The organism is Thermodesulfobacteriota bacterium (assembly GCA_040756475.1).
In the GTDB taxonomy this organism is placed as follows: domain Bacteria; phylum Desulfobacterota; class Deferrisomatia; order Deferrisomatales; family JACRMM01; genus JBFLZB01.
On record JBFLZB010000027.1, the window covers coordinates 11,595 to 33,999 of the forward strand.

Annotated in this window: 20 protein-coding genes; 14 read left to right on the top strand and 6 right to left on the bottom strand. The window is 71.2% G+C overall.

Translation table 11 applies throughout. The annotated features are described in order from the left end of the window. Window positions 1-19 precede the first annotated feature (19 nt). The 4 genes from AB1578_05975 (at window position 20) to AB1578_05990 (ending at window position 2,895) form a co-directional block, all read left to right on the top strand. Entirely contained in the window at window positions 20-277 is a 258-nt protein-coding gene (locus AB1578_05975; protein MEW6487445.1) for a phenylphosphate carboxylase subunit gamma, read from the top strand. After that, window positions 277-1,644: a UbiD family decarboxylase gene (locus tag AB1578_05980; protein ID MEW6487446.1), complete on the top strand. Its 1,368-nt coding sequence runs from the start codon at window positions 277-279 to the stop codon at window positions 1,642-1,644. The genes AB1578_05975 and AB1578_05980 overlap by 1 nt, the downstream gene beginning before the upstream one ends. After that, complete coding sequence (locus AB1578_05985; protein ID MEW6487447.1) at window positions 1,637-2,227, top strand: UbiX family flavin prenyltransferase; 591 nt, start codon at window positions 1,637-1,639, stop codon at window positions 2,225-2,227. Before AB1578_05980 ends, AB1578_05985 begins: the two co-directional genes overlap by 8 nt. Window positions 2,228-2,346: 119 nt before the next feature. Beyond that, on the top strand, window positions 2,347-2,895 hold the full coding sequence (locus tag AB1578_05990; protein MEW6487448.1) for a hypothetical protein: 549 nt from the start codon (window positions 2,347-2,349) through the stop codon (window positions 2,893-2,895). 38 nt (window positions 2,896-2,933) lie between these two features. Here the strand turns inward: AB1578_05990 and AB1578_05995 are convergent, their stop codons facing one another. Then, complete coding sequence (locus AB1578_05995; protein ID MEW6487449.1) at window positions 2,934-4,061, bottom strand: ATP-binding protein; 1,128 nt, start codon at window positions 4,059-4,061, stop codon at window positions 2,934-2,936. A 269-nt stretch (window positions 4,062-4,330) separates the two neighbouring features. Between AB1578_05995 and AB1578_06000 the strand changes: the two genes are divergently transcribed. From AB1578_06000 to AB1578_06020, 5 genes are all read left to right on the top strand, one after another. Then, window positions 4,331-5,485 (top strand): sugar kinase, encoded by a 1,155-nt coding sequence (locus AB1578_06000; GenBank protein ID MEW6487450.1) that lies wholly within the window; start codon window positions 4,331-4,333, stop codon window positions 5,483-5,485. Between the two features lie 88 nt (window positions 5,486-5,573). Further along, complete coding sequence (locus tag AB1578_06005) at window positions 5,574-7,013, top strand: sigma-54 dependent transcriptional regulator (GenBank protein MEW6487451.1); 1,440 nt, start codon at window positions 5,574-5,576, stop codon at window positions 7,011-7,013. A 214-nt stretch (window positions 7,014-7,227) separates the two neighbouring features. Further along, window positions 7,228-8,376 (top strand): YeeE/YedE family protein, encoded by a 1,149-nt coding sequence (locus AB1578_06010; GenBank protein ID MEW6487452.1) that lies wholly within the window; start codon window positions 7,228-7,230, stop codon window positions 8,374-8,376. Then, on the top strand, window positions 8,373-8,636 hold the full coding sequence (locus tag AB1578_06015) for a sulfurtransferase TusA family protein (protein ID MEW6487453.1): 264 nt from the start codon (window positions 8,373-8,375) through the stop codon (window positions 8,634-8,636). Before AB1578_06010 ends, AB1578_06015 begins: the two co-directional genes overlap by 4 nt. Beyond that, the gene (locus AB1578_06020) at window positions 8,633-10,795 is read left to right on the top strand and encodes a PAS domain S-box protein (protein MEW6487454.1); all 2,163 of its coding nucleotides are present in this window, start codon (window positions 8,633-8,635) and stop codon (window positions 10,793-10,795) included. The genes AB1578_06015 and AB1578_06020 overlap by 4 nt, the downstream gene beginning before the upstream one ends. A gap of 171 nt (window positions 10,796-10,966) precedes the next feature. On the opposite strand, the gene smc is transcribed toward AB1578_06020, so the two are convergent. The 3 genes from smc to AB1578_06035 all read right to left on the bottom strand — a co-directional run bounded on the left by smc (window position 10,967) and on the right by AB1578_06035 (window position 16,407). Beyond that, a complete protein-coding gene (smc, locus tag AB1578_06025) occupies window positions 10,967-14,545 on the bottom strand; it encodes a chromosome segregation protein SMC (GenBank protein MEW6487455.1) in 3,579 nt (1,192 codons plus the stop codon). Between the two features lie 110 nt (window positions 14,546-14,655). Further along, the gene (locus AB1578_06030; protein ID MEW6487456.1) at window positions 14,656-15,126 is read right to left on the bottom strand and encodes an NYN domain-containing protein; all 471 of its coding nucleotides are present in this window, start codon (window positions 15,124-15,126) and stop codon (window positions 14,656-14,658) included. Window positions 15,127-15,219: 93 nt separating this feature from the next. After that, entirely contained in the window at window positions 15,220-16,407 is a 1,188-nt protein-coding gene (locus AB1578_06035; GenBank protein MEW6487457.1) for a pyridoxal phosphate-dependent aminotransferase, read from the bottom strand. A 309-nt stretch (window positions 16,408-16,716) separates the two neighbouring features. Between AB1578_06035 and AB1578_06040 the strand changes: the two genes are divergently transcribed. The 4 genes from AB1578_06040 (at window position 16,717) to AB1578_06055 (ending at window position 20,012) form a co-directional block, all read left to right on the top strand. Continuing rightward, the gene (locus AB1578_06040) at window positions 16,717-17,223 is read left to right on the top strand and encodes a peptidylprolyl isomerase (protein MEW6487458.1); all 507 of its coding nucleotides are present in this window, start codon (window positions 16,717-16,719) and stop codon (window positions 17,221-17,223) included. Between the two features lie 314 nt (window positions 17,224-17,537). After that, window positions 17,538-17,972, top strand: coding sequence for a nucleoside recognition domain-containing protein (locus tag AB1578_06045; protein ID MEW6487459.1), 435 nt, complete (start codon window positions 17,538-17,540; stop codon window positions 17,970-17,972). Then, a complete protein-coding gene (locus AB1578_06050; GenBank protein ID MEW6487460.1) occupies window positions 17,969-18,409 on the top strand; it encodes a nucleoside recognition protein in 441 nt (146 codons plus the stop codon). The genes AB1578_06045 and AB1578_06050 overlap by 4 nt, the downstream gene beginning before the upstream one ends. Window positions 18,410-18,698: 289 nt before the next feature. Beyond that, window positions 18,699-20,012, top strand: a complete 1,314-nt coding sequence (locus tag AB1578_06055) for an O-acetylhomoserine aminocarboxypropyltransferase/cysteine synthase family protein (protein MEW6487461.1) — start codon at window positions 18,699-18,701, stop codon at window positions 20,010-20,012. A gap of 40 nt (window positions 20,013-20,052) precedes the next feature. Here the strand turns inward: AB1578_06055 and AB1578_06060 are convergent, their stop codons facing one another. Further along, on the bottom strand, window positions 20,053-20,382 hold the full coding sequence (locus AB1578_06060; GenBank protein ID MEW6487462.1) for a DUF2917 domain-containing protein: 330 nt from the start codon (window positions 20,380-20,382) through the stop codon (window positions 20,053-20,055). 189 nt (window positions 20,383-20,571) lie between these two features. On the opposite strand from AB1578_06060, the gene AB1578_06065 reads away from it, so the two are divergent. Continuing rightward, the gene (locus AB1578_06065; GenBank protein MEW6487463.1) at window positions 20,572-22,032 is read left to right on the top strand and encodes a PLP-dependent aminotransferase family protein; all 1,461 of its coding nucleotides are present in this window, start codon (window positions 20,572-20,574) and stop codon (window positions 22,030-22,032) included. Window positions 22,033-22,037: 5 nt separating this feature from the next. On the opposite strand, the gene AB1578_06070 is transcribed toward AB1578_06065, so the two are convergent. After that, on the bottom strand, window positions 22,038-22,405 hold a 368-nt coding region (locus AB1578_06070; protein ID MEW6487464.1), incomplete at its 5' end, for a hypothetical protein.

Below are 22,405 nucleotides of genomic sequence, written 5' to 3' on the forward strand. Positions count from 1 at the left end.
GAAACTCGAGGAGCAGACGATGCAAGAATACGATACCTTCATCCTCACCGACCTGAACGAGGCCGTGTTCGACGTGGAGCTGGACATGACCATCCGGGACCTGACGCCGGGGCGGGCCAAATACTGCTGCAAGTGCGTGCGGGCCAAGATGTCCGACAACCCCGACAAGTACCCCGACCGCCTCTGGCCCCGGCTCGGCCGCGGCCAGTGGGTCGGGAAGCCGTGGTCGATCCAGGTGGTCTCCTTCGTGAACAAGATCCCGGAGGCCTGGCGGTAGTGGCCTTCGGGGACCTGCGCGAGACCGTGGACACCCTGAGGGAGAGGGGTCGGCTCCTGGAGATCTCCGTACCCCTCTCCCCGGTCCACGAGGCCGCCGCCGTGCTGGCCGTGGCGGGGCAGCGGGGGGAGGGGGCCGTCCACCTCTCCCGGGTGGGTGCCCACCCGGTCCCGGTGGTGGGGAATTTGTTCTACGGGCGGGAGCTCCTCGCCTGGGCCATGGACGTGGAAGAGCCGGACCTGCCGGGGGAGCTCGCCCGGCGCCTCGCCCGGCACGTCCCGCCCCGGGTCGTGAAGGCGGGGGCCGGGGCTCCGGTCCTGGAGTGTGCGGAGCCCGACGACCGGCCGCTGGAAGACATCTTCCCCCTCCTCACCCACTGCCGGGAGGATTCGGCTCCCTACGTGACCACCGGGATGGTCTCCGCCCTGGACCCGGAGAGCGGCACGGTGGCCCGGGGCATCCACCGGATGGAGCTGCGGGGCCCCCGGGACCTGGGCGTGGCCCTGGTCAACCCTCCCCTCTCCGACCTCTACGCCCGCGCCAAGGCCCGGGGCGAGCCCCTGCCCGCCGCCGTGGTCATCGGCGTCGACCCCCTGACCTTCGCCTCCTTTGCGCTGCGGGGGGCGGCAGGCGTGGACAAGCTCGCGGTGGCCGGGGGCCTGCGGGGCCGACCGGTGGACGTGGTGGCCGCCCCCTTCACGGGCATACCCGTGCCGGCTCGGGCCGAGTTTCTCCTGGAGGGCGAGGTGGATCCCTCGGAGGAACGCCCCGACGGACCCCTGGGAGAAGTGGGTGGATACTCCCTGGTCTTCCCCGGCACCCCGACCTTCCGGGTGCGCAGGATCACCCACCGGGCGGCGCCCCTCTACCACGCCCTCCACCCCACCGGGCCCGAGGGGGATCTGCTGCTGGCGGTCGTCTCCGAGGCCAACACCGCCCCCCGGGTGCGCAGCCTCTTCCCCTTCCTCCGGGAGCTCCACTTCGTGCCCGGCACCTGCGGGCTCTGCGTCGTCGCGCGGCTGGACCCGGCACCCCGGGAGCAGATCCGGGGCCTTCTCCTCCAGCTCCTCACCCTCGGGGTGGTCAAGAAGGCCGTGGCGGTGGCCGCCGACGTGGACCCCTCCGATCCGGGCCGGGTGGAGTGGTCGGTAGCCACCCGATGCCAGCCCGACCGGGACTGCCTCATCCTGAGCGATCTCAAGGCGCTGCCCATCGACCCTTCTTGCCCCGCGCCCTTCCGGACGTCCAAACTGGCGGTCGACGCCACCGGGTACGAGCGCGCCGGGGGTCGGCGCCCCGCCGAGATCGAGCCCCGGGCCCTGGAAAAGGCCCAAGACCTTTTCGCCGGGAGACACGCCCATGGCTAGAAAGCGCATCGTCGTCGGGATCTCGGGGGCAACCGGCCCCCAGTACGGCATCCGGCTCCTCCAGGTGCTCGCGGAACTCGGCGTGGAGACCCACCTCGTGCTCTCCCACGCCAGCCGCCGCAACATCGCCCTGGAGAGCGACTGGAAGGCCGAGGACGTGGAGCGCCTGGCCGCCCGCTCCTACGACGTGGACGACGTGGGGGCGGCCATCGCCAGCGGCTCGTTCCTCACCGACGGGATGGTGGTGGCCCCCTGCTCGGTGAAGACCGCGTCGGCCATCGCCAACTCCTACAACGAGAACCTCCTCATCCGCGCCGCCGACGTGACCATCAAGGAGCGCCGGGACCTCGTCCTGCTCTTCCGGGAGACGCCGCTGCACAAGGGGCACCTGGACCTGCTGCGGCGCTGCGCGGACCTGGGGGCGGTGATCCTTCCCCCCATGGTGGCCTTCTACCACCGCCCCCGCACCGTGGAGGAGATCGTGGACCAGACCGTGGGGAAGGTCCTCGACGCCCTGCGCATCGAGCACCAGCTCTTCCGCCGGTGGAAAGGCGCAGGCGAGCTGGCAGTGGTGGGGGGGTAAGGGAGGGTGCCAAGTGCCACGTTCCACGTGCCAGGTTCCAGGCGCCGAGTTCCGACTGCCGAGTTGACGGGTAACGCGCATCTCGACGCGGCACGTGGCACCCGGCACCCGGCAGCCGGATGATCTACCTGGGCCGGCGTGCCTCCCGGGAAGGCTGGGTGAGCTTCGAGAGCGATCCCGGGCTGCGTGAGACCAAGGCGCGGCTCCAGGGGGACTGCCTGCCCTGCCTCACGGCACTCTTGGAGCAGTTGCGCAGCGGCGCCGACCGGATCGCGCTGGGCCCCGCGTGGGAGTGCTGGAAGGTGGTCGCGCTCCTCCCGGGCGAGGACGAGGCGCTGGAGCTCCTGCACGGGTTCGGCGACGCCCACCCCCGGGAGCCGGTACGCGGCAAGCTCGGCCGGGGAGGGGCGGACCGCCCGGAGTGGGCCCTGATCTTCCACACCCGGACCCAGGAGAACCGGGACCGCCTCCTGGCCCTGCTCCGGGAGGTCGCGGCCCGCCGCACGCCCGTCCCCACCATTTTCTGCTCCCGGGCCTGCGGCCGCCCCTACCAGGACCTCCTGGGACCGTGGGAGGAGTGGGAGCCGGTCACCCCGGTGCGGCACCCCGAGCGGGTGGCACGCGTCACGGCGGCCCTGCGGGAGAGCCTCTACGGGTCCTCGCGATGAACGCCTCCCCCGTGCCACGACGCAGCAGCGGCATGCCCTCAGGGTTCCCCGCCGCCCCACCCGGGCAGGCGCACTGTGGCGCACACCCCACCACCCGGGCGGTTTGCGAGGGAGATCTCTCCCCCCCATTCCCCCAGGATCCGCCGACACACCAGGAGGCCGAGGCCGCCACCCTTCTCCTTGGTGGTGAAGAACGGCTCGAAGAATCGCTCGGGGTCCAGGCTTCCGAGGCCGGACCCCTCGTCCTCCACCCGCACCTCGGCCCACGCTCGCCGGAGCACGGCGGGCCGGGGGGCGAGGAGGGAATCCCCCCCCACGAGGGTCTCCCGTTCCAGGCGCCGCCCCGAGATCCGCACCGTTCCGCCCTCCCCCATGGCCTCCACGGCATTGAGGAGCAGGTTCAGGAGCACCTGCTTCATCTCGCCCGGATCGGCCTCCACCAGGGGGGTTTCCGGCTCCCACCCCACCTGCCAGGCGATCCCCTGCCGTTTCATGCGGTACGCGACCAGGGCAAGGGTCTCCCGGACCAGGTCTCCCAAGTTGAGGGGGGTGGGCCGCGGCAGGGTTCGGGAAGACCGGGCATAGTCGAGAAACTGCCCCACGATCTCGCGGCATCGCTGGGCCTCGGCGTAGATGCGCTCGCGGAGCTCGCCGCCGGGGTCCCGGCCCCCCTCCTCCACGAGCAGGCGGGCAAAGCCCAGAATCACCCCCACGGGGTTTCCGATCTCGTGCACGAGCGAGCTCGCCAGCTCTCCCAGGCTCGCCATGCGCTCGTGGGCCACGAGCTTTCGCTGGAGGCTCTCTTGCAGGGAGACCTCGGAAAACAGGCCCAGCTGGCCCGTGGGTCGCCCCGCCCGGTCGCCCACCCACCGGGTGCGCAGGCGAAGCACGAGCGGGCTGCCGTCCGCCCGCGTGCCGCGGCACGTGCGCTCCGTCCAGATACTTCCCGAGGACGCCGGGGCCCCGCGATCCTCTCGGCCGTCGCACCCCAGGGCCTGGAAGTAGCTCTCCCCCAGCACCTCCCCCGCCCCGCGGCCGGTAATCACCTCGGCGGCGGGGTTGAATGCGCGTACGTCCCCCTCGGGACCCACCAGGAAGGCGCCCTCGCGCATGCCCGTCAGGAGCGCGGCGGCCAGGTCGCCCTGCGGCCCTGCGGTCTGCGCCAAACTACCGTTTGGTCTGCACCGGGCGCGCGTGTTATCGTCGCCGCAGCCAGAGCGTCGCCGCCTCCCCATGGGACTCCTTTCACCCAGCGCCTGTGTGCGCGCGCCCCCGGCGGTCCGATCCGGGCGCGCCGTCTCTCGGCGACCCCGCCCGCCGTGCTGGGCCGCAGGATCGAGACTCTAGGACAGGCGGCGCCCGAGGTCCAGGGGCTCCGACTCTCCGTCGGGGCGTCCCAGAGGGTCGTGCCGCCCCGGCGCAGGAGGCAGGTGGCATGACGCGAGTGCCGGACTCCAAGCTCGCACCCTTTCCCCCGGGCGACTCCGCCCGATTCGTCTTCCCTCCCGCGTGGGGAGGCCGGGTTCGGCCTTGGGAGGCCTGCGCCGAGGGTACCGTCTGCGAGGTGGAGGTCCCCGCCCGGCTTCACGCCTCGGTGACGGACATGAACCGCTTCGGCATCGGCCGGCCGGGCGGCGGCGGCATCGGGTTCGCGGTAGCCCTCCACTCCCGGGCGCGCGCCGTCCTGCGGGCCGGGCCCCGGGGAGCGGCGGGGGGAACGCGCCCCGCCATCGCGCAACACCTGTGCGCGCTCTTCCAGGAGCTCACGGGTTTTCGGGGAGGCCTGGACCTGGACGTGACCGATCACGGCCACCGCCACCTGGGCCTGGGCTCGTCCGTGGGCAGCCTGGCCGCGGGGGCGGTGGCCTGCAACGAGATGCTGGGTCGCCCCCTGGCCCTGCGGGACCTGCGAAAGCTCGTGGCCCACAATTACTGCGAAGAGGCGCCCGGAGAGACCGACGTCCTGGTCCGCGGCTTCGAGACCAACGTGGGGGCCATGGCCGCCCTGCACGGGGGCATGGTGGTCGCCTCCGACCGCTGTGAGCTCGTCTACCGCACGGCGCTGCCCGGCTCCATGAAGGCCCTGCTCCTCGTGCCCCAGCTCGGCCCCAAGGTCTCCTCGGGCGAAGAGGAAGCCCAGGCGCTGCTCACCCGAGCCCGGGCGCTCGACCGGCGCGACGCCGCCCACAAGGCCTACCGGGTACTCATGGACCTGCTCCCGGCCATGATCCAGGGCGACACGAGCACCCTGGGCGACGTGCTCTGGGACCTGGCGCAGCTGGGATCCAAGCACGCCGAGTGCTGCCTCCACGGGGAGGGCGGCCGCGAGATCTACGAGACCATGGGGGCCCTCCGGGACGAAGGCGCCGAGATCGTGGGCATGAGCTCGGTGGGGCCGGCCGTCTTCGCCCTGAGCACCCGCCCCCGGGTCTGGGAGCGGTGGCAGGCGCGCCATGGGCCCGATGCACCAGGGTGCACCCTGGTCGTTCCCGTGGACAACGCCGGGGCCCGGGTGCGCCTCGACGGCACTCCGGTGCCCTATCAACTGGAGGCCTGGTGGCACGAGCCCCACGCAGAGGCCTCCTCGTGAGGGTTCGAGGGCCCTGCCCGGGTGGCGCCCCGTCCCCCGGAAGCTCGAGCCCGGAACCTCCAACCCCGAACAGGGAACCCCGAGGCCCATGACCCGCGAGACCCACATCCTGGTGGTCGACGACGAGCCGGGCATGACCGACCTCCTGCGCCGGGTCCTCTCCGGGCAGGGCCACACCGTGGCCTGCGCCCGGTCGACCGAAGAAGCCGCGGAGCACCTGGCCTCGGCGACCGTCGACCTGGTGATCACCGACCTGGTGATGGGGGGCAAGGGGGGTGAGCACCTGGTGCGCCGGATCAAGGAGGAGCGGCCCGACACCGAGGTGATCGTGGTGACCGCCCACGCCTCGGTGGACTCCGCCATCGAGGTCATGAAGCTCGGGGCCTTCGACTACCTGCGAAAGCCCCTGCTCACGGAGGAGCTGCTCCACACCGTCACCCGGGCCCTGGAGATCAAGGGTCTGCGCGACGAGGTGCGCACGCTTCGCCGGGAGCGGGCCCAGGCCCACCTGCACGGCAAGATCCTGGGCCGCAGCCCCGCCATGCAGCAACTCTACGACAAACTGCGCCGCGCGGCGCGCACCGACGCCACGGTGCTCCTGGAGGGCGAGTCGGGCACCGGCAAGGAGCTCTTCGCCCGAGCCATCCACGCCGAGTCGCCCCGGGCGGGGGGCCCCTTCCTGGCCATCAACTGCGGGGCGATTCCCGGCGAGCTCCTGGAGAGCGAGCTCTTCGGCCACGCCCGGGGGGCGTTCACCGGTGCCCATCGGGAGCGCAAGGGCTACTTCGAGTCCGCCTCCGGGGGTACGCTGCTCCTGGACGAAGTGGGAGAGATGGAGCCCCGGCTCCAGGTGCGCCTCCTGCGGGTGCTCCAGGAGGGGCAGATCACTCCCGTGGGGGAGACCCGCACCCGCAGCGTCGACGTGCGCATCGTCGCCGCCACGAACAAGCACCTGCGCGACGAGGTGCGGCGCGGCACGTTTCGCCGCGACCTGTACTACCGGCTGCACGTGGTGCACCTCCAGATCCCTCCCCTGCGGGACCGCAGGGAAGACATCCTGCTGCTGGCCCACGCGTTCCTCCAGGAGTACGCCAAGCGTTACGGCAAGGGGTTCGAGGACATCGATCCCGGCGCCGCACTCATCCTCCAGCGCCACGACTACCCGGGAAACGTGCGCGAGCTGGAGAACATCGTGGAGAGCGCCGTGGTCATCGGCTCCGGGAAGGTCCTCCACCCCGCGCACCTGCGGGAAGCCATGGGTGTGGAGGCCTTCGAGGAAGCCGAGGAAGCGGATCGGGGTGCCCTGGACGTGCCCTTCGACGAGGCGCTGGCGCAGGTGGTGGAGGGCTTCGAGCAGCAGTACCTGGAGGCCCAGCTCAAGCGGTTCGGGGGCCAGATCCAGAAGGTCGCCCGGGCCTCGGGTCTCTCGCGGCGCACGGTGGAGCGCAAGATGAGGAAGTACGCCCTGGAACGGCGCACCTTCGTGCCCAGGGGATCTGCGGCGAAGGAGGTGGGCGGCGACCACTGAGGGGGGGACTCCGGCTCGAGTCCCCGCAACACCCCCATCCACCACCCCGATGGGCCGCGGATTCCTGCCCCACCCCGGGTGCCGAGGCGGCGAAACCTGGCTGTCGGCCTCATGGTCCTCGCACCTCGAACCGATCTATAGTTCGCACGGTATGGCGTCGGGGGATGACGGTCGGGGCGCGGCGGCGTCGTCTCGCCAAGGGTGGAAGGTCGTCTTGGGACTTCTCTCGCTGGGCTTCCTCGCCCTGGGACTCGTGGCGGGGTTCGCGATGCACCGGTCGGGCTTCTGCCTGGCGGGGGCGTTCCGGGACTGGTTTCTCTTCCGGAGTACCCGGCTGCTCCCGAGCCTGGCCCTTCTGATCGCCCTGAACATGGTGCTCTTCGAGGGGGCCCGGATCGCGGGGATCCTGCCCCGGTTTCCGTTCCTCCTCCTGGGTCCCCCCAACGTCCTCACCCCCTTGGGCGGCCTGCTCTTCGGCGTGGGCATGGTGCTGGCGGGCGGATGCGTGGTGGGGACCCTGTACAAGCTCGGGGCCGGCAGCGCGCTCGCGGGGACCGCTCTTGCGGGGCTCGTGTTGGGCAGCGGCCTCTACGCCGAGATCCACCCCTGGTGGCGGGCACTGGCCGCAGGCGCGGCTTCCTGGCCCGACGTGCTGACGGTGCCCCAGGCCCTGGGGGTCGCCCCCGCGTGGCTCGTGGTCCCGGCTGCCGCCGCAGGCGTCGCCCTCTTTCGGCACGGGCGCGGGTGGGGCCTGTGGACCGGCCCCTCGCCGGCGCGAGGGTACCTTGCCCCCCCGAAGGCGGCGCTGGCGCTGGCCGTGGTGAGCCTCGCCTCCTATCTCCTGGCCGGCATGCCCCTGGGGATCACCACCTGTTACGCGAAGATCGCGGCCACCCTCACCCACTGGGTCGTCCCGGAATACGCGGCGGGGGTGGCCTACTACGCGACCACCCCGCTCGACGCCTCCCTCGAGGGCCTGGGCCTTCGTCTGGTCGGGGGCCCCGGACCCGGGTGGGACGCAATTGCGGCGGTGCAGGGCATGACGATCCTCGGGATCGTCCTGGGAGGGTTCGCCTCGGCCGCCCTGGTGGGGGAGTTCCGGCCCGCCCTTCGGGCTCCGGCCCGCCAGTACGCCTCGGCCCTGGCCGGCGGCGTGCTCCTGGCTCTGGGTTCGCGGTTCTCCGGCGGGTGCAACGTGTGGTACCTGCTCGGGGGGTTGCCGGTATTCGCCCTCCAGAGCTTGCTCTTCGTGGCGGGGATGATCCCGGGCGCCTGGCTCGGGGCCCGGCTTCTCGAGACGGCCGTGGTCCCGGCGGGGCCTGCGGGCACGCTGGCCGCCTGCGTCGAGGCAGACGCGCCGTGAACACCCTGACGCTCGACATCCGGGGCCAGATCTGCCCCTCCGCCCTGCTCACGGCGCTTCGCGCCCTCAACGCCCACCGGGAGCGCCTTCGGGAGGGGGAGCTGCGGGTGACGATCCTCACCGACGCCAGGGACGCCACGGAAACCATCCCGGAGGCCGCCGGCAACATGGGCTACTGCGTCCGCGTAACGGCGGAGCAGGGAACCTACGCCATCTCCGTGTGGGCGGAAGCAGGCCGCCCCGTAGGGGGAGGGCCGTGAGCTCCACCCTTGCCGGTCCGTGGGCGGCAACGGATCCTTCCGGCCCGCACGGCGCGGCCCAGGAGCTCGTCCGCCTGCGTGCCGAGAACGCGGCCCTGCGGGCCGAGCGGGCGCGCGCCTTCCGTTACGTGCGGGAGAAGACCGACCAACTCCTCGGGGTCATGGGCACCGTGCCCCTGCGCCCCGAAGAGCTCGACGACGACACCCTGCTGGAGCTCGACCCCATCGGGATCCTGGCCGGCGCCTTCGGTCAGGTCCTCGAGCACATGCACGGCACCCACCGGGAGCTCCAGGCCGCCCACACGGAGATCGAGACGGTCTTCGACAGCGCGGGGGTCGGCATCGTGGTGCTCGATCCGTCCATGCGCGTCGTCTCCTTCAACCGTCAAGCCCTGGCAACGGTTCTCGGGGGGAACGAGGCGGCCGCCGGCCGTCCCTGCTTCGAAGCGGTTTGCGGGCAGGACCGCCCCCTGGGGCCGTGCACCTTCGAGCAGAGCCTGGCGCTTCGCCAACCGTTCCGGCGCACGGGCTGGGCCCACGGCGACCGCCGCTACGACGTCTGCAGCACCCCTCTCTTCGACGCGAACGGAGGCCTCAGCCGCGTGGTGCTCACCTACCTCGACATCACCGAGCGCCAGGCGGCCGTGGAGGCGCTCGCCGAGAGCGAGGAGAGGTACCGGGACCTCTTCGAGAACGCCAACGACCTAATCCAGAGCGTGGCCCCCGACGGGTCCTTTCTCTATGCGAACCGCGCGTGGCTGCGCACCCTGGGCTACGCCCGCGAGGACCTGGCGTCCCTCACCGTCTTCGACGTCATTGCCCCGGATTGCCGCGAGCACTGCGAAAGGCTCTTCCGCGCGGTGATCTCCGGCGAGGAAGTGGGCCGCATCGAGGTGGTCTTCACCACGAAGGAGGGCCGGCAGGTGCTCCTGGAGGGCACGGCCAACTGCCGATTCCAGGACGGCCGCCCGGTGGCCACCCGGGCCATCTTCCGCGACATCACCGAGCGGCGGCGGATGGAAGCCGAGGTCGCCCGGGCCGAGCAGCTCGAGTCCCTGGGGCTCCTCGCCGGGGGCATCGCCCACGACTTCAACAACCTGCTCACCGCCATCCTGGGCAACGTGAGCCTCGCCCGGCTACGAAGCGGCCCCGACGGCGCCGTCGCCGCCAATCTCCAGGAGGCAGAAAAGGCCGTCGCCCGGGCCCAGGACCTCGCCCGCCAGCTCCTGACCTTTTCCCGCGGCGGAGCCCCCGTGCGCAAGGAGACGTCCGTGGGAGAGATCATCGCGGAGTCTGCGCGCTTCGCCCTCTCGGGTTCCCGCACGGGAAGCCTCCTCGATCTGGAACCCGGTCTGTGGTCGGCCGAGGTCGACGCCGCCCAGATCGGCCAGGTGCTCCAGAACCTGGTGCTCAACGCAGACCAGAGCATGCCCGCGGGCGGGCACATCCGCGTGGAAGCCATCAACGAGGAGCTCCCCGCCGGAAATGCGTTTCTCCTCCCGCCCGGGCCCTACGTGCGGGTCTCCGTGGCCGACCAGGGGATGGGCATCCGCCCCGAGGATGCAGGCCGGGTGTTCGATCCCTACTTCACCACCAAGCCGGGGGGCAGCGGGCTGGGGCTCACCACCGCCTACTCCATCGTGCAGCGCCACGGGGGCCACCTGAGCTTTGAATCCCAGCCGGGCTTCGGCACGGTCTTTCATGTGCACCTACCCGCCACCGGGCGCACCGCGAGCCCCGCCCCCCCGTGCGCGGAGGTCTTTACCAGGGGCGGGGGGCGGGTGCTCCTGATGGACGACGAGGAGATGATCCGCCTGGCGGCCGGGGACATGCTGGAGTTCCTGGGCTACCGGGTGGAGACCGCCCCAGGCGGAGCCCAGGCGCTGGACAAGTACCGGGAAGCCCTGGCCGAGGGCGACCCCTTCGACGCCGTCATCCTGGACCTCACGGTTCCGGGGGGAATGGGGGGGACGCAGACCGTGGAGCGGCTGCGGGAGCTCGACCCCGGAGTGCGGGCCGTCGCCTCGACCGGCTACTCCCACGATCCGGTCATGGCCGACCACCGAGCCTACGGATTCCGCGCCGCGGTACCCAAGCCCTACCGGATGGACGCCCTGGCGTCCATCCTCGAGGCCCTGCTGGCGGAAGAACGGGCTTGAGACCGCAGGAGGGCATTCATCGAAAGCGCCGTCGGGAGCCGGATCGATTTCGATCCCGACTTCGATAGCGATTTCGATCCCGATTCCGATCTGGATCTTGGGGCTGGCTCCTCGGCTCGCACGCTGGGGCCTTTGCTTTCGGCGTGCTCGCGAGGGTCCTCTTGCAGACCCTCACGCCGCCTGGGCGGGGTAGTGCTCGGCGAGCCGCACGGAGACCGCCCGGCTCACCCCCGGCTCGTCGGTGGTGACCCCGAAGAGGTGGTCGGCCGCCTCCATGGTGGACTTGTTGTGGGTGATGAGGAGGAACTGGGAGGCGCCCGAGAGGGTGCGGAGCAGGTCGCAGAACCGGCCGATGTTGGCCTCGTCCAGGGGTGCGTCGACCTCGTCGAGGATGCAAAACGGGCTCGGCTTCACGAGAAAGATGGAGAAGATCAGGGCCACCGCGGTGAGGGCCTTCTCTCCGCCCGAGAGCAGCCCGATGTGCTGCGGGCGCTTGCCCGGGGGGCGCGCCACGATGTCGATGCCGGTCTCCAGGAGGTCTTCGGGCTCGGTGAGCACCAGCCGCGCCTCCCCGCCTCGGAAGAGCTGGGGGTAGAGCTCCCGGAAGGTGTCGCTCACCTTCTCGAAGGTCTCGGCGAAGCGCTCCCGCGAAACCCGGTTGATGCGCTGGATTGCCTCCCGCAGGGACGCCAGGCTCTGCTCCAGGTCGCGGCGCTGGGCCTCCAGGAACTCGAACCGGCTCTTCTTCTCCTCGTGCTCCTCGATGGCCAGCAAGTTGATCTCTCCGAAGCCGTCGAGCTCGGCCCCCAGGGCCCGGATGCGCGCTTCGGCCGCCCCCGGGTCGAAGCCCTCCGACACCCCCCGGGAGGCCTCGTCCTCCAGGTCGCCCCCCAGGCGCTCCCGAAAGCGCTCGGCGAGCGTCTCGCCTCGCAGCTCCAGGTCGCGTAGGCCGAGCTGGGCTTCGTTTGCGCGCTTGTGGAGGGCGTCCACCTCGCGCCGGGCCTGGGCCGCGGCCCGCTCCTCCCCCGTGAGCTCGCCCCGGCGGGCGTCGAGGCGGCGGGCCAGCTCCGAGACGCCCGACTCCTGCCGCCCCAACTCCCCGCGCAGGACCTCGATCTCCCGGGCAACGCGCAGGAGCTCCGCTCCCCGCTCCTCCTGGAGGCCAGTGCACTCCTGGCCCTCCTGGCCGAGCTTCTCCACGCGGCGCACGACGTTCTCCAGGGAGGTGCGAAGGGTCCGGATCCGCTCCCCCAGCCCCTGGCGCCGCTCCCGGTCCGACGCCTCCTCCACCTGGAGCCGGGTCAGGCCTTCGTGGAGGGCAGCGACCCGCTCCCGCCCCCGCCCCACCTCGCGCTCCCGCGAGACCCGACGGCTCGCGGCCTCGTCCTGGACACCCAGCAGGCGCACCCGCTCGGCTTCCAGGGCGGCGGCCTCGGTCACCAGGCGCGCCACCCCACTCGAGAGATCCTCCCGCTCGAACTCCAGGGCCTCCCGGCGCTCCTCGAGCCGATCGCGCCGCTCCCGCAGCTGGGCCAGGTCCTTGGCGGCGTGCACCACCTGGAGCTCGCGCCGGTGGACCTCTTCCCGGATGGCCTCCAGACTCGCGGCCGCCGCCTCGGCGCGGGCGTCCAGCGCCCCGAGCTCTCCTTCACGCCGGGCGAGCTCCGCTTCCCGAGCCTGCACCTCCTGGCGCAGCTCCCGGATCTCCCGGTTGCGCCGAAGCAGGCCCGGCACCTGGGTTCCGGCCGTCCCCCCGGAGATCACCCCCTCGGGGCTCACGGTCTCCCCCTCCAGGGTGACCAGGGTGGCCCGCATCCCGTTGGCCGCCCACAGCCCCAGGGCGTGGTCCAGGGTCTCCACCACGTAGACGTCGCCCAGGAGGCACCGCGCCAGCCCCTCGTAGGAGGGAGCCACCGTCACCAGGTCCAGCAGGGGGCCCCGCGCCCACCCCTCCGCCACGGTCGGGAAGGCGGCGGCAGGGCCCTCGCGCAGGTTTACGGGCGCGAAGCTCGAGCGGCCGGCCCGCCTGTGCTTGAGGTGCCGCACCCCCTCCAGGCCGCGCTCCGGGCTCTCCACGACGACATACTGGAGGCGCTCCCCCAGGGCGGCCTCCAGGGCCGCTTCGTACTCGGGGGGAGCCGAGATGGTATCGGCCACCACCCCGCGCACCCCGTTCTTCCCCCCGGCCCGGGCGTCGGCGAGCACAGCCTTTACTCCGGCACCGTACCACTCCAGGCTGTCCTTGAGCTGCTCGAGCCCCTTGAGGCGGGATTGGCCGGTGTGAAGGGCCTTGCGGGCCTCTTCCACCTCCCGGCCCAGCGCCTGGCGCCTTCCCCGGACGCCCTTGAGCTCCTCCTCCCAGCGGACGCGATCCGCTCGGGCCTCTTCCCGCCCCTGTTCCGCCGCTTCGAGCTCGGCGTCCCGAAGCTCCAGGTCCTCGGCCAGCTCCCGAAGCCGGGTGGCGACCTCCACCCCCTGGCGGCCCATTCCCTCCAGGCGGCGCACGGCTTCGTCGCGCTGGCGCCGGGCGTGCTCCAGGCCATGTCCCACCCGGCTGAGGTCTCCCAGGCACGAGAGCTCTCTGCCCTTCTCGGCTTCCAGGGCCTTCTCGGCCTCGGCCTGGGCCTTCGCCGCCGTCCCGTGCTCCCCGCGCAGCGCCTCGAGCGCTCCCTCTCGACTCGCGATCCGCTCCCCGACCCTGGCGAGCTCCTCCTCAACGGAACGAACCTCTCCCTCCAGGGAGGCCCGGCGGGCTTCCAGATCGGCGGCCTCGGTGCGGGCCGCGTCCGCCCGAGCCGCCAGCCCCTCGGCCTCGCGCCGGAGGAACTCGGCCCGCTCCTCCCTCTGGGAGATCTGGTTTCGCAGGTGGTAGACCCCCTGTTGACGGCTCTCGAGGGCCCGCTCCTCGTCCAGGAGCTGCAAGCGTCCCTTCTCCAGGCGGGCCTCCAGGCGCCCGGAGCCCGCCTGTGCCTGCGCCAGGGCGCCCTCCAGCTCCTCCAAGCTCCGGCGCGCCTGGGCCGCGCGCCCTTGCAGGTCCAGCCACGCCCCCACCAGCACGTCGCGCTCCAGGCCCCGCTTTTCGGCGCGCAGCCGTTTGAAGGCCTCCGCCCGGGCCGCCTGGCGCTTGAGGCCGTTCATCTCCCGGCGCACCTCGGCGATGACGTCGCCCAGCCGCTCCAGGTTCTGGGCGGTGTGCTCCATCTTGCGCACCGTCTCTTCCTTGCGGCTGCGGTACTTGGTAATGCCCGCGGCCTCCTCGATGAGGACGCGCCGCTCCTTGGGCTTGGCCGCCAAGAGGGCGTCGATGCGCCCCTGCTCCACCACGGAGTAGGCCCGGCGGCCCACCCCGGTGTCCATGAAGAGCTCGGTGACGTCTTTGAGCCGGCAGGGGACCTTGTTGATCAGGTACTCGCTCTCCCCCGAGCGGTGGAGGCGCCGCGTCACCGCGACCTCGTGGAACGAGCCGTACCTCTCGGGCAGATGCCCTTCGGCCTCGGTCAGGGTCAGGGTGACTTCGCACAGGTTCAAGGGCTTTCGCGACTCGCTCCCGGAGAAGATCACGTCCTCCATGGAGTCGCCCCGCAGCCCCTTCGCGCTGGTCTCCCCCATCACCCACCGGATGGCGTCGATGAGGTTGGACTTGCCGCACCCGTTGGGTCCGACGATGGAGGTGATGCCGTCGTGGAAGACGAGCTCGGTGGGCTCGGGGAAGGACTTGAAACCGAAGAGGGAGAGCTTTTTGAGCTTCATCCGGGCCTGCGCGGTGGGGCAGGGAGAGGGTCGCGCGCAGGGTACCGCAGGACGGGGTCGGGAGTAAAGGGGAAAGACACAACAGGTAGTAGACAGCCCCTCGGCGGGCACTACATTTTGTGCTTGTCTCGGAACACCTGGAGCCAGGCCTCCACCTCGCTCGGGGCCAGGCAGGCAGCCGCAGACGGTGCGCTCTCCCGGCGGACGGCGGCGTCGCGCTCGAGCCGGCTCAGAAACGACTCGCAGCTCTCCACCCCGGCACCCAGGTCCAGCGCCCGCTGCGCAAGTTGCCGGTCGGAAGTGACCACCGTCGCCTGGCCCCGGTGGCCCCGAGCCACCCGGCGCAGGATCTCCTCGTCGGCGCTGCGCCCCTCGGGGCTGTAGACGACCCGCAGACCCCCGAAGGCGCCTTCCTTGGCGCTGCCCGGGCGATTGCCGTCGAAGACCACCACCACCTGCCGACGTCCGCTTCCCCGTGCGGCGCCGATGCGCCGCAGGAGGAACTCGCGGGCCTCGTCCTCCCGGTCCAGGGAGAGGCCGGGGGTGCGTCCGATGAGGTTGTGCCCGTCTAGGAGGAGCACGGGGCGCGCTCCGCCGGGCAGGCGACACCCCAGGGCGCCGCCCCTGGGCCCAATGGTGCCGGGTCTGTGTTTATTGAATTCGACATCTACAGCCTATCTCGAGAGCACCCGGGCGATCGCTCGCTGGAAGCCAGGGAGGCCGCGCGTGACGGTCTCGGGAGAGCAGCAGTAGGCAAGGCGAAAGTGCCCCGGGCCCCCGAACCCCGTGCCGGGCACGGCGAGGATGTTCTCCTGCTGGAGCTCCCGCACGAACGCGACGTCGTCGGGGATGGGGCTCTTGGGGAAGAGGTAGAAGGCGCCCTCGGGGCAGTGACAGGCGTAGCCGGCCTCTCGCAGCCCCTGGTAGAGCCGGTCGCGGTTGCTCCGGTAGGGTCCCAGGTCCACCGTCACCCCCTGGAGCCGCGCCACCGCCCGCTGCATGAGGGCCGGCGCGTTGACGAAGCCCAGGATGCGGTTGGTCAGGGTGATGGCCCCCACCAGGGCGTCGGCCTCGGCCGCCGCCGGGTTGACGGCGGCATACCCGATCCGCTCCCCGGCAAGGCTCAAGTCCTTGGAGTAGGAGGTGCACACGACGCAGTTGGGGAAGAGCGGGAACACCCCCGGCACCTCCACCCCGTCGTACACGATCTTGCGGTACGGCTCGTCGGAGATCAGGTAGATGACCCGTCCCCACTGGGCGGACTTGCGGGCAATGAGATCGCCGAGCTGCCGGAGGTTCTCCCGGGAGTAGACCTTTCCCGTGGGGTTGTTGGGGGAGTTGAGGAGCACGGCCCGGGTCCGGGGCGAGAACGCGGCCTCCAGCGCGTCGATGCGCAAGTCGAAGTCCTCGGTGGTGGGCACCACTTGCAAGACCCCGCCGTGGTTTTCGGCGTAGAACCCGTACTCCACGAAGTACGGCCGCGACACGAGGATCTCGTCGCCGGGCTCCAGGATGGCCCGGAACACGGCGTTGAGCGCCCCTCCCGCTCCCACCGTCATCACCACGTGCCGGCCCTGCACCGGGACCCCCTGCTCCCGGGAGACCTGGGCCCCCACCGCTTCGCGCACCTCGGGGTAGCCCGCGTTGGGCATGTAACCGTGGGAGCCGGGCCGCTCCTCGGCGGCCAGCTCGCGCAGCACCCGTCGAAACGCCTCCGGGGGTTCCAGGTTGGGATTTCCCAGGCTGAAGTCGAAGACATTCTCCTGCCCAAACTCCGCTTTGAGGCGCGCGCCCTCTTCGAACATCCGTCGAATCCAGGACGACCGCTCCATGGCTTCTCGAACCCTACGTGCGACGGGCATGGCACCTCTCCTCTGTGTGCGGCGGGCAGGGCGATGGACTGTAGCAGAGGTAGCCCGGTCCGACAACGGCCGGGCGGCTGGGCAGCCGAGCGAGCCAGCGGCTGGGGAACGTGATCGCCCTGTGGGCTTCTCCTCGGCGCCCTGGGTTCCCCCGGCCCCCCGCGCTCCTGCCGAGAGCCAGTCCGAGCATGGAAATCCGGCCGCCGAGGTTGACTTTTTCGCGGCCCGACGCTAGCCTGCCCCTGGTCAACCCCGGAGGCTCCCCGCGCGGTGCGGGAGCCGGCCGGGGTCTTTGCTCAAGGAGCCGACATGAAGGTGGAGAACCGCCGCTACGTTACGATCGAGTATTCCCTCTCCCTGGACTCGGGAGAGGTCGTGGATCAGTCGTCCCCCGGAGAGCCCATGGGCTTTCTCTTCGGTTCGGGGCAGATCATCTCGGGTCTGGAGAAGGGGCTCGAGGGGCTCGAGCCCGGGGCGGCCGCCCAGGTGACCGTCGAGCCCCGGGACGGGTACGGAGAGACCAACCCCGCCCTCCTGCGGGAGATCCCGAGGGAGAACTTCCCCAAGGACATGGAACTCCAGGCCGGCATGGGGTTCGAGGCCCGGGGTCCCCACGGGCCCGTCACCTTCCGCATCAAGGAGGTCCGCCCCCAGGACGTGCTCGCCGACTTCAACCACCCCCTCGCCGGGGAGCGACTGCATTTCGACGTGAAAGTCGCCGACGTGCGGGAGCCCCGGGCCGAGGAGCTCGCCGAGCTGCTCCGCGGAGGGTGCGACGAATCCGCCTGCGGCAGTTGCGGCGGCGGCTGCGGCTAGGCATCGCCACACACGCCGAGAAGAAGGGCCCCGCGGGGCCCTTCTGTTGTTTCGTCAGCGGATGGCCATTTCCGGCAGAGCCCCCAGCTTCGGGCAAAAAAAGGCCCCGCTCCCAGGAGGATAGGAACGGGGCAAAGGGGGAACTTTCGTTCCGCTCGTATGTTAGGTTCGATAGAGGAGTTTGTCAATCTCCCTTGTAGGCCTTTTCTCCGGGCCACGCTCCTCCGCCCCCTCGACGGGGCTTCCGACCAGGCCAACCTCTTGAGCCCGCGGCCCCCCCGTGGCATGCTTTGCGCCCCTTTCCAGGAGGACTCGTGGACGCGACTCCTGCCCTTCTCGGCTCGGTGCGCGTGGGTCTGCGCCGCGGCCTGTCCTCGGTGCTGATCCTCGCCCGGGTCATGGTACCGGTCTACCTTGCTGTCGATCTGCTGCGGCACACACCGGTTCTCGACGCCGTGGCCGGCGCCCTGCATCCGCTCATGGCGCTCTTCGGGCTCCCGGGCGAGGCGGCGATGGTCCTGGTGGCCGGCGCTCTCATCAACCTGTACGCGGCCATCGGAGCCCTGGCCCCCCTGGGACTCGGGGGGCGGGAGGTGACGATCCTGGGGCTCATGCTGGGGCTTGCCCACGGCCTCATCCTGGAGACGGCCATCATGAGGCAGGTGAGCCAACGCTGGCTCCTGCTCGCGATGCTCCGGATGCTCCTCGCGATCGTGGCGGGCCTTGTCGTGCACCGGATACTGCCGTGACGGCGATGCTCCTCGACTCCCTGGGACGCGTGCTCCTCACCGTGGGGAAGATCGCCCTCATCATTGTGCCCCTCACCGTGGGGTACCAGCTCCTGCGCGACAACCGCTGGCTCTCCCGGCGCGCCTCCCCCTACGGAACCGCCTTTCGGCGGCTCGGACTCGGGCAGGGTGCCCTGGTCCCCCTGCTGGCCGGCCTGGTGCTCGGCATCGTGTACGGCGCCGGTGTGCTCATCCAAGAGTCCCGCTCGGGGCAGATGAGCTCCCGCGAGGTCTTCCTCCTCTCCCTTTTCCTGTGCACCTGCCACGCGGTCGTCGAAGACACCCTGCTCTTCGTCGTGGTCGGGGGCGATGCCCTGTGGATCCTGGGTCCCCGCATCCTCCTGGCGGTGGCAGCCACGGCGGTGCTGGCGCGGGTCCTCCCGGCAGAACGCGGGTGACGGTCGATTTCGCCCCTGCCGGCGTCCCGTGACGCGTGGCGCAGAGCCCAGGTGCTCGCCCAACACGGCAGGAGGCGGTCACACCGGCGACCCCGCCGGTCATGCGCCGGCGTTCGGCGTCGAAAGAAGAACCCACCCATTTTGCAGCGAATGTCCCCGGCCATTCCATGGGTACATGCAAGTTCTAGTTGACAATCCCAGTGCGTATTTCTATTCTCGACCGCGCTGTTCGAGAAAACGCCACCGCGGGCGGATTCCTCTCCCCCCCGCCCCTCGAAGGAGGCATTCCATGCCCACGCACGCCGAAACCCGCCGACCTGGCCTGGCCACCCTCGCCCTCCACGCAGGACAGGCACCCGATCCCACCACGGGCTCCCGAGCGGTGCCGATCTACCAGACCACGTCCTACGTTTTCAGGAGCTCGGACCACGCGGCCAACCTCTTCGCCTTGCGGGAGTTCGGCAATATCTACACCCGCATCATGAACCCCACCACCGACGTCTTCGAGCAGCGGGTCGCCCAACTGGAGGGCGGCACCGGGGCGCTTGCCGTCGCGAGCGGGCAGGCTGCCGAGACCCTGGCGCTCCTCAACATCACCCAGGTCGGTGACGAGGTCGTGGCCGCCAATAACCTGTACGGCGGCAGCTACCAGCTCTTTCACTACACCTTCCCCAAGCTCGGCCGGAAGGTGGTGTTCGTCGACTCGGGCAACCCCGACGCGTTCCGCCGGGCCATCACCCCCCGCACCCGGGCGCTCTACGCCGAGACCATTGGGAATCCCAAGCTCGACGTCCCCGACTTCGAAGCCCTGGCTGCCGTCGCCCACGAGGCCGGACTGCCCCTGGTGGTGGACAACACGGTGGGGGTGGGGTTGGTGCGGCCCATCGAGCACGGGGCCGACGTGGTGGTGGCCTCGGCCACCAAGTTCATCGGCGGCCACGGCACCTCCATCGGCGGCGTGATCGTCGACTCCGGCCGCTTCGACTGGGGCAGCGGAAAGTTCCCCGAGTTCACCGAGCCCGACCCGAGCTACCACGGGCTGAAGTTCTGGGACGTATTCGGCAGCTTCCCGGGGCTCGGGAACGTGGCCTTCATCATCAAGGCGCGGGTGCAGTGGCTGCGCGACGTGGGCCCGGCGCTGAGCCCCTTCAACGCCTTCCAGTTCCTCCAGGGGCTGGAGACCTTGCCCCTGCGCCAGAAGAAGCACTCGGAAAACGCCCTGGTCGTGGCCCGTTTCCTCGCGGCGCATCCCAAGGTCGCCTGGGTCAACTACCCGGGCCTGGAGGGTCACCCGAGCCACGCCCTGGCGAGCCGCTACCTGGAAGGCGGGTTCGGGGCCCTGGTGGGCTTCGGGATCCAGGGTGGGCTCGCGGCGGGAAAGAAGTTCATCGACTCCCTCAAGCTCTTTTCCCACCTGGCCAACATCGGAGATGCCAAGAGCCTCGTGATCCACCCGGCCTCCACCACCCATCAGCAACTCACCCGGGAAGAGCAGGAGGCCACGGGGGTGACCGAGGACTACATCCGCCTCTCGGTTGGGCTCGAGGACGAGGCCGACCTCCTGGCCGATCTGGACCAGGCACTGACGGCCGCGGCCGGCTGAGGAGTCTGCCGCGGGGCGGCCCGGTGATGGAGCTCGCCCGTCACCCCGCCCGCGCCCTGATGAGCGACACCGCCGCTTCGACCCCGGCAACGAGGCGGCGCCATGCCGCGAAGGCGGTGGGTAGCCCGGCCCGCGGGGGCCTTTCCAGCTCGACGGCTGCCGGGGTCAGGGCCCACACCACCAGGAGGCCGGGCGCGCGCACCTCGAACACGGCGCCGGCATGGAGCACATAGTCCGACCGGTCGCCCTCCCGGGTCACCGCGCAGGTGCCCCTGCGGCACCGTACCCGAAGACCCCGGCGGCCCGCCCTTGCCGCCAGGGTGCCGTTTGCTGCGAGCTCCCGCCGTCCCGCCCCTATTGAATCGCCCATGGAGACCTCCCTCGCTGGAAAACGGCTTCTGGCTTCGAGGGAAGTATGGGGCGAGTGCCGCACCCGCGGCAGAGGCAGGCGGGCACCTTGCGGGGAGAAACACCACGGGCCGCGCGCCCACTGTACCGGTCTGTCGAGCGACAAACTGTGCCTTGCGAAACAGACGCCGGGGCGGTTCAATGCGGGTCCATGGAACCCTTGGAATCCCTTCCCCGAGGCGGGGGCTTCCTCTACGAGGCGGTGGCGGAGAAGGTGTCGCGCCTCGTGGAGGCCGGCACCTTCCGGCCAGGTCAGCGCATCCCGTCGGTGCGGGGCTTGGGCCGCCAGCTCGGCGTGAGCCTGAGCACGGTCCTCGAGGCCTACGCCCTCCTGGAGGACCGGGGCATCGTGGAGGCCCGGCCCCAGTCGGGCTACTACGTGCGGGGCCGGCCGCTTCGCCGCCCGCCGGAGCCCGAGATCTCGGCCCCCGCCATGCGCCCCACCGGCGTGAGCGTGGCCGAGCTCGTCATGATGGTGTTGCGCGACGCCGGCAACCCCGATCTCCTCCAACTCGGGGCCGCGATCCCCAGCCCGGACCTCCTCCCCATCGACAAGCTCAACCGGGCGTTGGGCGCCGCGGCCCGGCGCCACCGGATCGCGAGCGTCTCCTACGAGATGCCCCCCGGGAGTCGCGCGCTGCGCGTTCAGGTGGCCCGCCGCGCCCTGGAGGCCGGGTGCGCCGTCAGCCCGGAGGAGGTCGTCATCACGTCCGGGTGTCAGGAGGCCATTACGCTGGCCTTGCGGGCACTGTGCGAGCCGGGGGACACCGTGGCGGTGGAATCCCCCACGTACTATAACTTCCTCCAAGCCGCCGAGGTCCTTGGCCTGAAGGTCCTGGAGATCCCCACCCATCCTCGCGACGGCCTCAGCATCGAAGCCTTGAGTTTCGCCCTGGACCACAGCCCGGTGCGGGCGTGCGTGGCCATGCCCAACTTCAACAACCCGTTGGGGGCCCTCATGCCCGACGAGCGCAAGTGCGAGCTCGTGGCGCTCCTGGCCCGCCGAGGGATCCCCCTCATCGAGGACGATATCCACGGGGAGCTCTCCCACTCGGGCGAACGGCCCCGGGCGGCCAAGGCCTTCGACCGCGAGGGCCTGGTGGTGCTGTGCTCCTCGGTCTCGAAGACCCTTGCCCCGGGCTACCGGGTGGGGTGGACCCTCGCCGGCCGGTTCCAGAAGCGCATCGAGCACCTCAAAGCCGTGAGCAACCTCGCCACCCCCACCCTGCCCCAGCTCGCGGTGGCAGAGTTTCTGGCCAACGGCGGCTACGACCGCCACCTGCGCCGGGTCCGCCGGGTATACGCCCGGCGGATGGCATCCATGGCCGATGCAGTGGCCCGGCACTTCCCCCCGGGCACCCGCCTCACCCGTCCCGCCGGGGCCTTCGCCCTGTGGGTGGAGCTCCCCCCCGGCACCGACGCCCTGGTTCTCTACGAGAAGGCCCTGGCCGCCGGCATCACCGTGGCCCCTGGCCCCATCTTCTCACCCACCCAGCGCTACCGAAACTTTCTGCGCCTCAACGCCGGCTACTGGATCGAAGGCATGGAGGGGGCGGTGGAGACCCTGGGCCGGCTGGCGCGGGAGTGCGTGGAGGGACGCGCCGCCGTCTGAGGCGCTCACGTCTGCGCGCCGATGCGAAGTCGCCGGAGCTCCTCCTCCGAGCAGGGCTCCGACACCGGGAGCTCCCGGCGCCCTTCGGCGCCTCGCACCTCCACGGTGCCGCTTTGGCGGTGGGCGTAGCGCAGGAGGATGCGGCCGATGGCTTCCGCCTCCCCCGGCTCCAGGGGCTCGCGGACCAGCGCGGTGGGGCCCGTGAAGTCGGTGCCGGAGAGGAGGGTACCGCCTGCGGCCACGCCGGCACCCGCCAGGAGCGCCGCCGAAGGCCGTGACCATCGCGCAACGGGCGACTCCGGGGTGGGTTGCCCCCCGGTATCGGGATCGGCATCGGCATCGAGACCTCGGTGGCGATCCCGATCCCGATAGC

Bases quoted from the DNA above. Each gene is read 5' to 3' on its own strand.
- AB1578_06040 (MEW6487458.1), top strand. From the start codon at position 16,717: ATGAAGGTGGAGAACCGCCGCTACGTTACGATCGAGTATTCCCTCTCC.
- smc (MEW6487455.1), bottom strand. From the start codon at position 14,545: ATGAAGCTCAAAAAGCTCTCCCTCTTCGGTTTCAAGTCCTTCCCCGAG.
- AB1578_05975 (MEW6487445.1), top strand. From the start codon at position 20: ATGCAAGAATACGATACCTTCATCCTCACCGACCTGAACGAGGCCGTG.
- AB1578_06000 (MEW6487450.1), top strand. From the start codon at position 4,331: ATGACGCGAGTGCCGGACTCCAAGCTCGCACCCTTTCCCCCGGGCGAC.
- AB1578_06005 (MEW6487451.1), top strand. From the start codon at position 5,574: ATGACCCGCGAGACCCACATCCTGGTGGTCGACGACGAGCCGGGCATG.
- AB1578_06060 (MEW6487462.1), bottom strand. From the start codon at position 20,382: ATGGGCGATTCAATAGGGGCGGGACGGCGGGAGCTCGCAGCAAACGGC.
- AB1578_06035 (MEW6487457.1), bottom strand. From the start codon at position 16,407: ATGCCCGTCGCACGTAGGGTTCGAGAAGCCATGGAGCGGTCGTCCTGG.
- AB1578_05990 (MEW6487448.1), top strand. From the start codon at position 2,347: ATGATCTACCTGGGCCGGCGTGCCTCCCGGGAAGGCTGGGTGAGCTTC.
- AB1578_06055 (MEW6487461.1), top strand. From the start codon at position 18,699: ATGCCCACGCACGCCGAAACCCGCCGACCTGGCCTGGCCACCCTCGCC.
- AB1578_05985 (MEW6487447.1), top strand. From the start codon at position 1,637: ATGGCTAGAAAGCGCATCGTCGTCGGGATCTCGGGGGCAACCGGCCCC.
- AB1578_06065 (MEW6487463.1), top strand. From the start codon at position 20,572: ATGGAACCCTTGGAATCCCTTCCCCGAGGCGGGGGCTTCCTCTACGAG.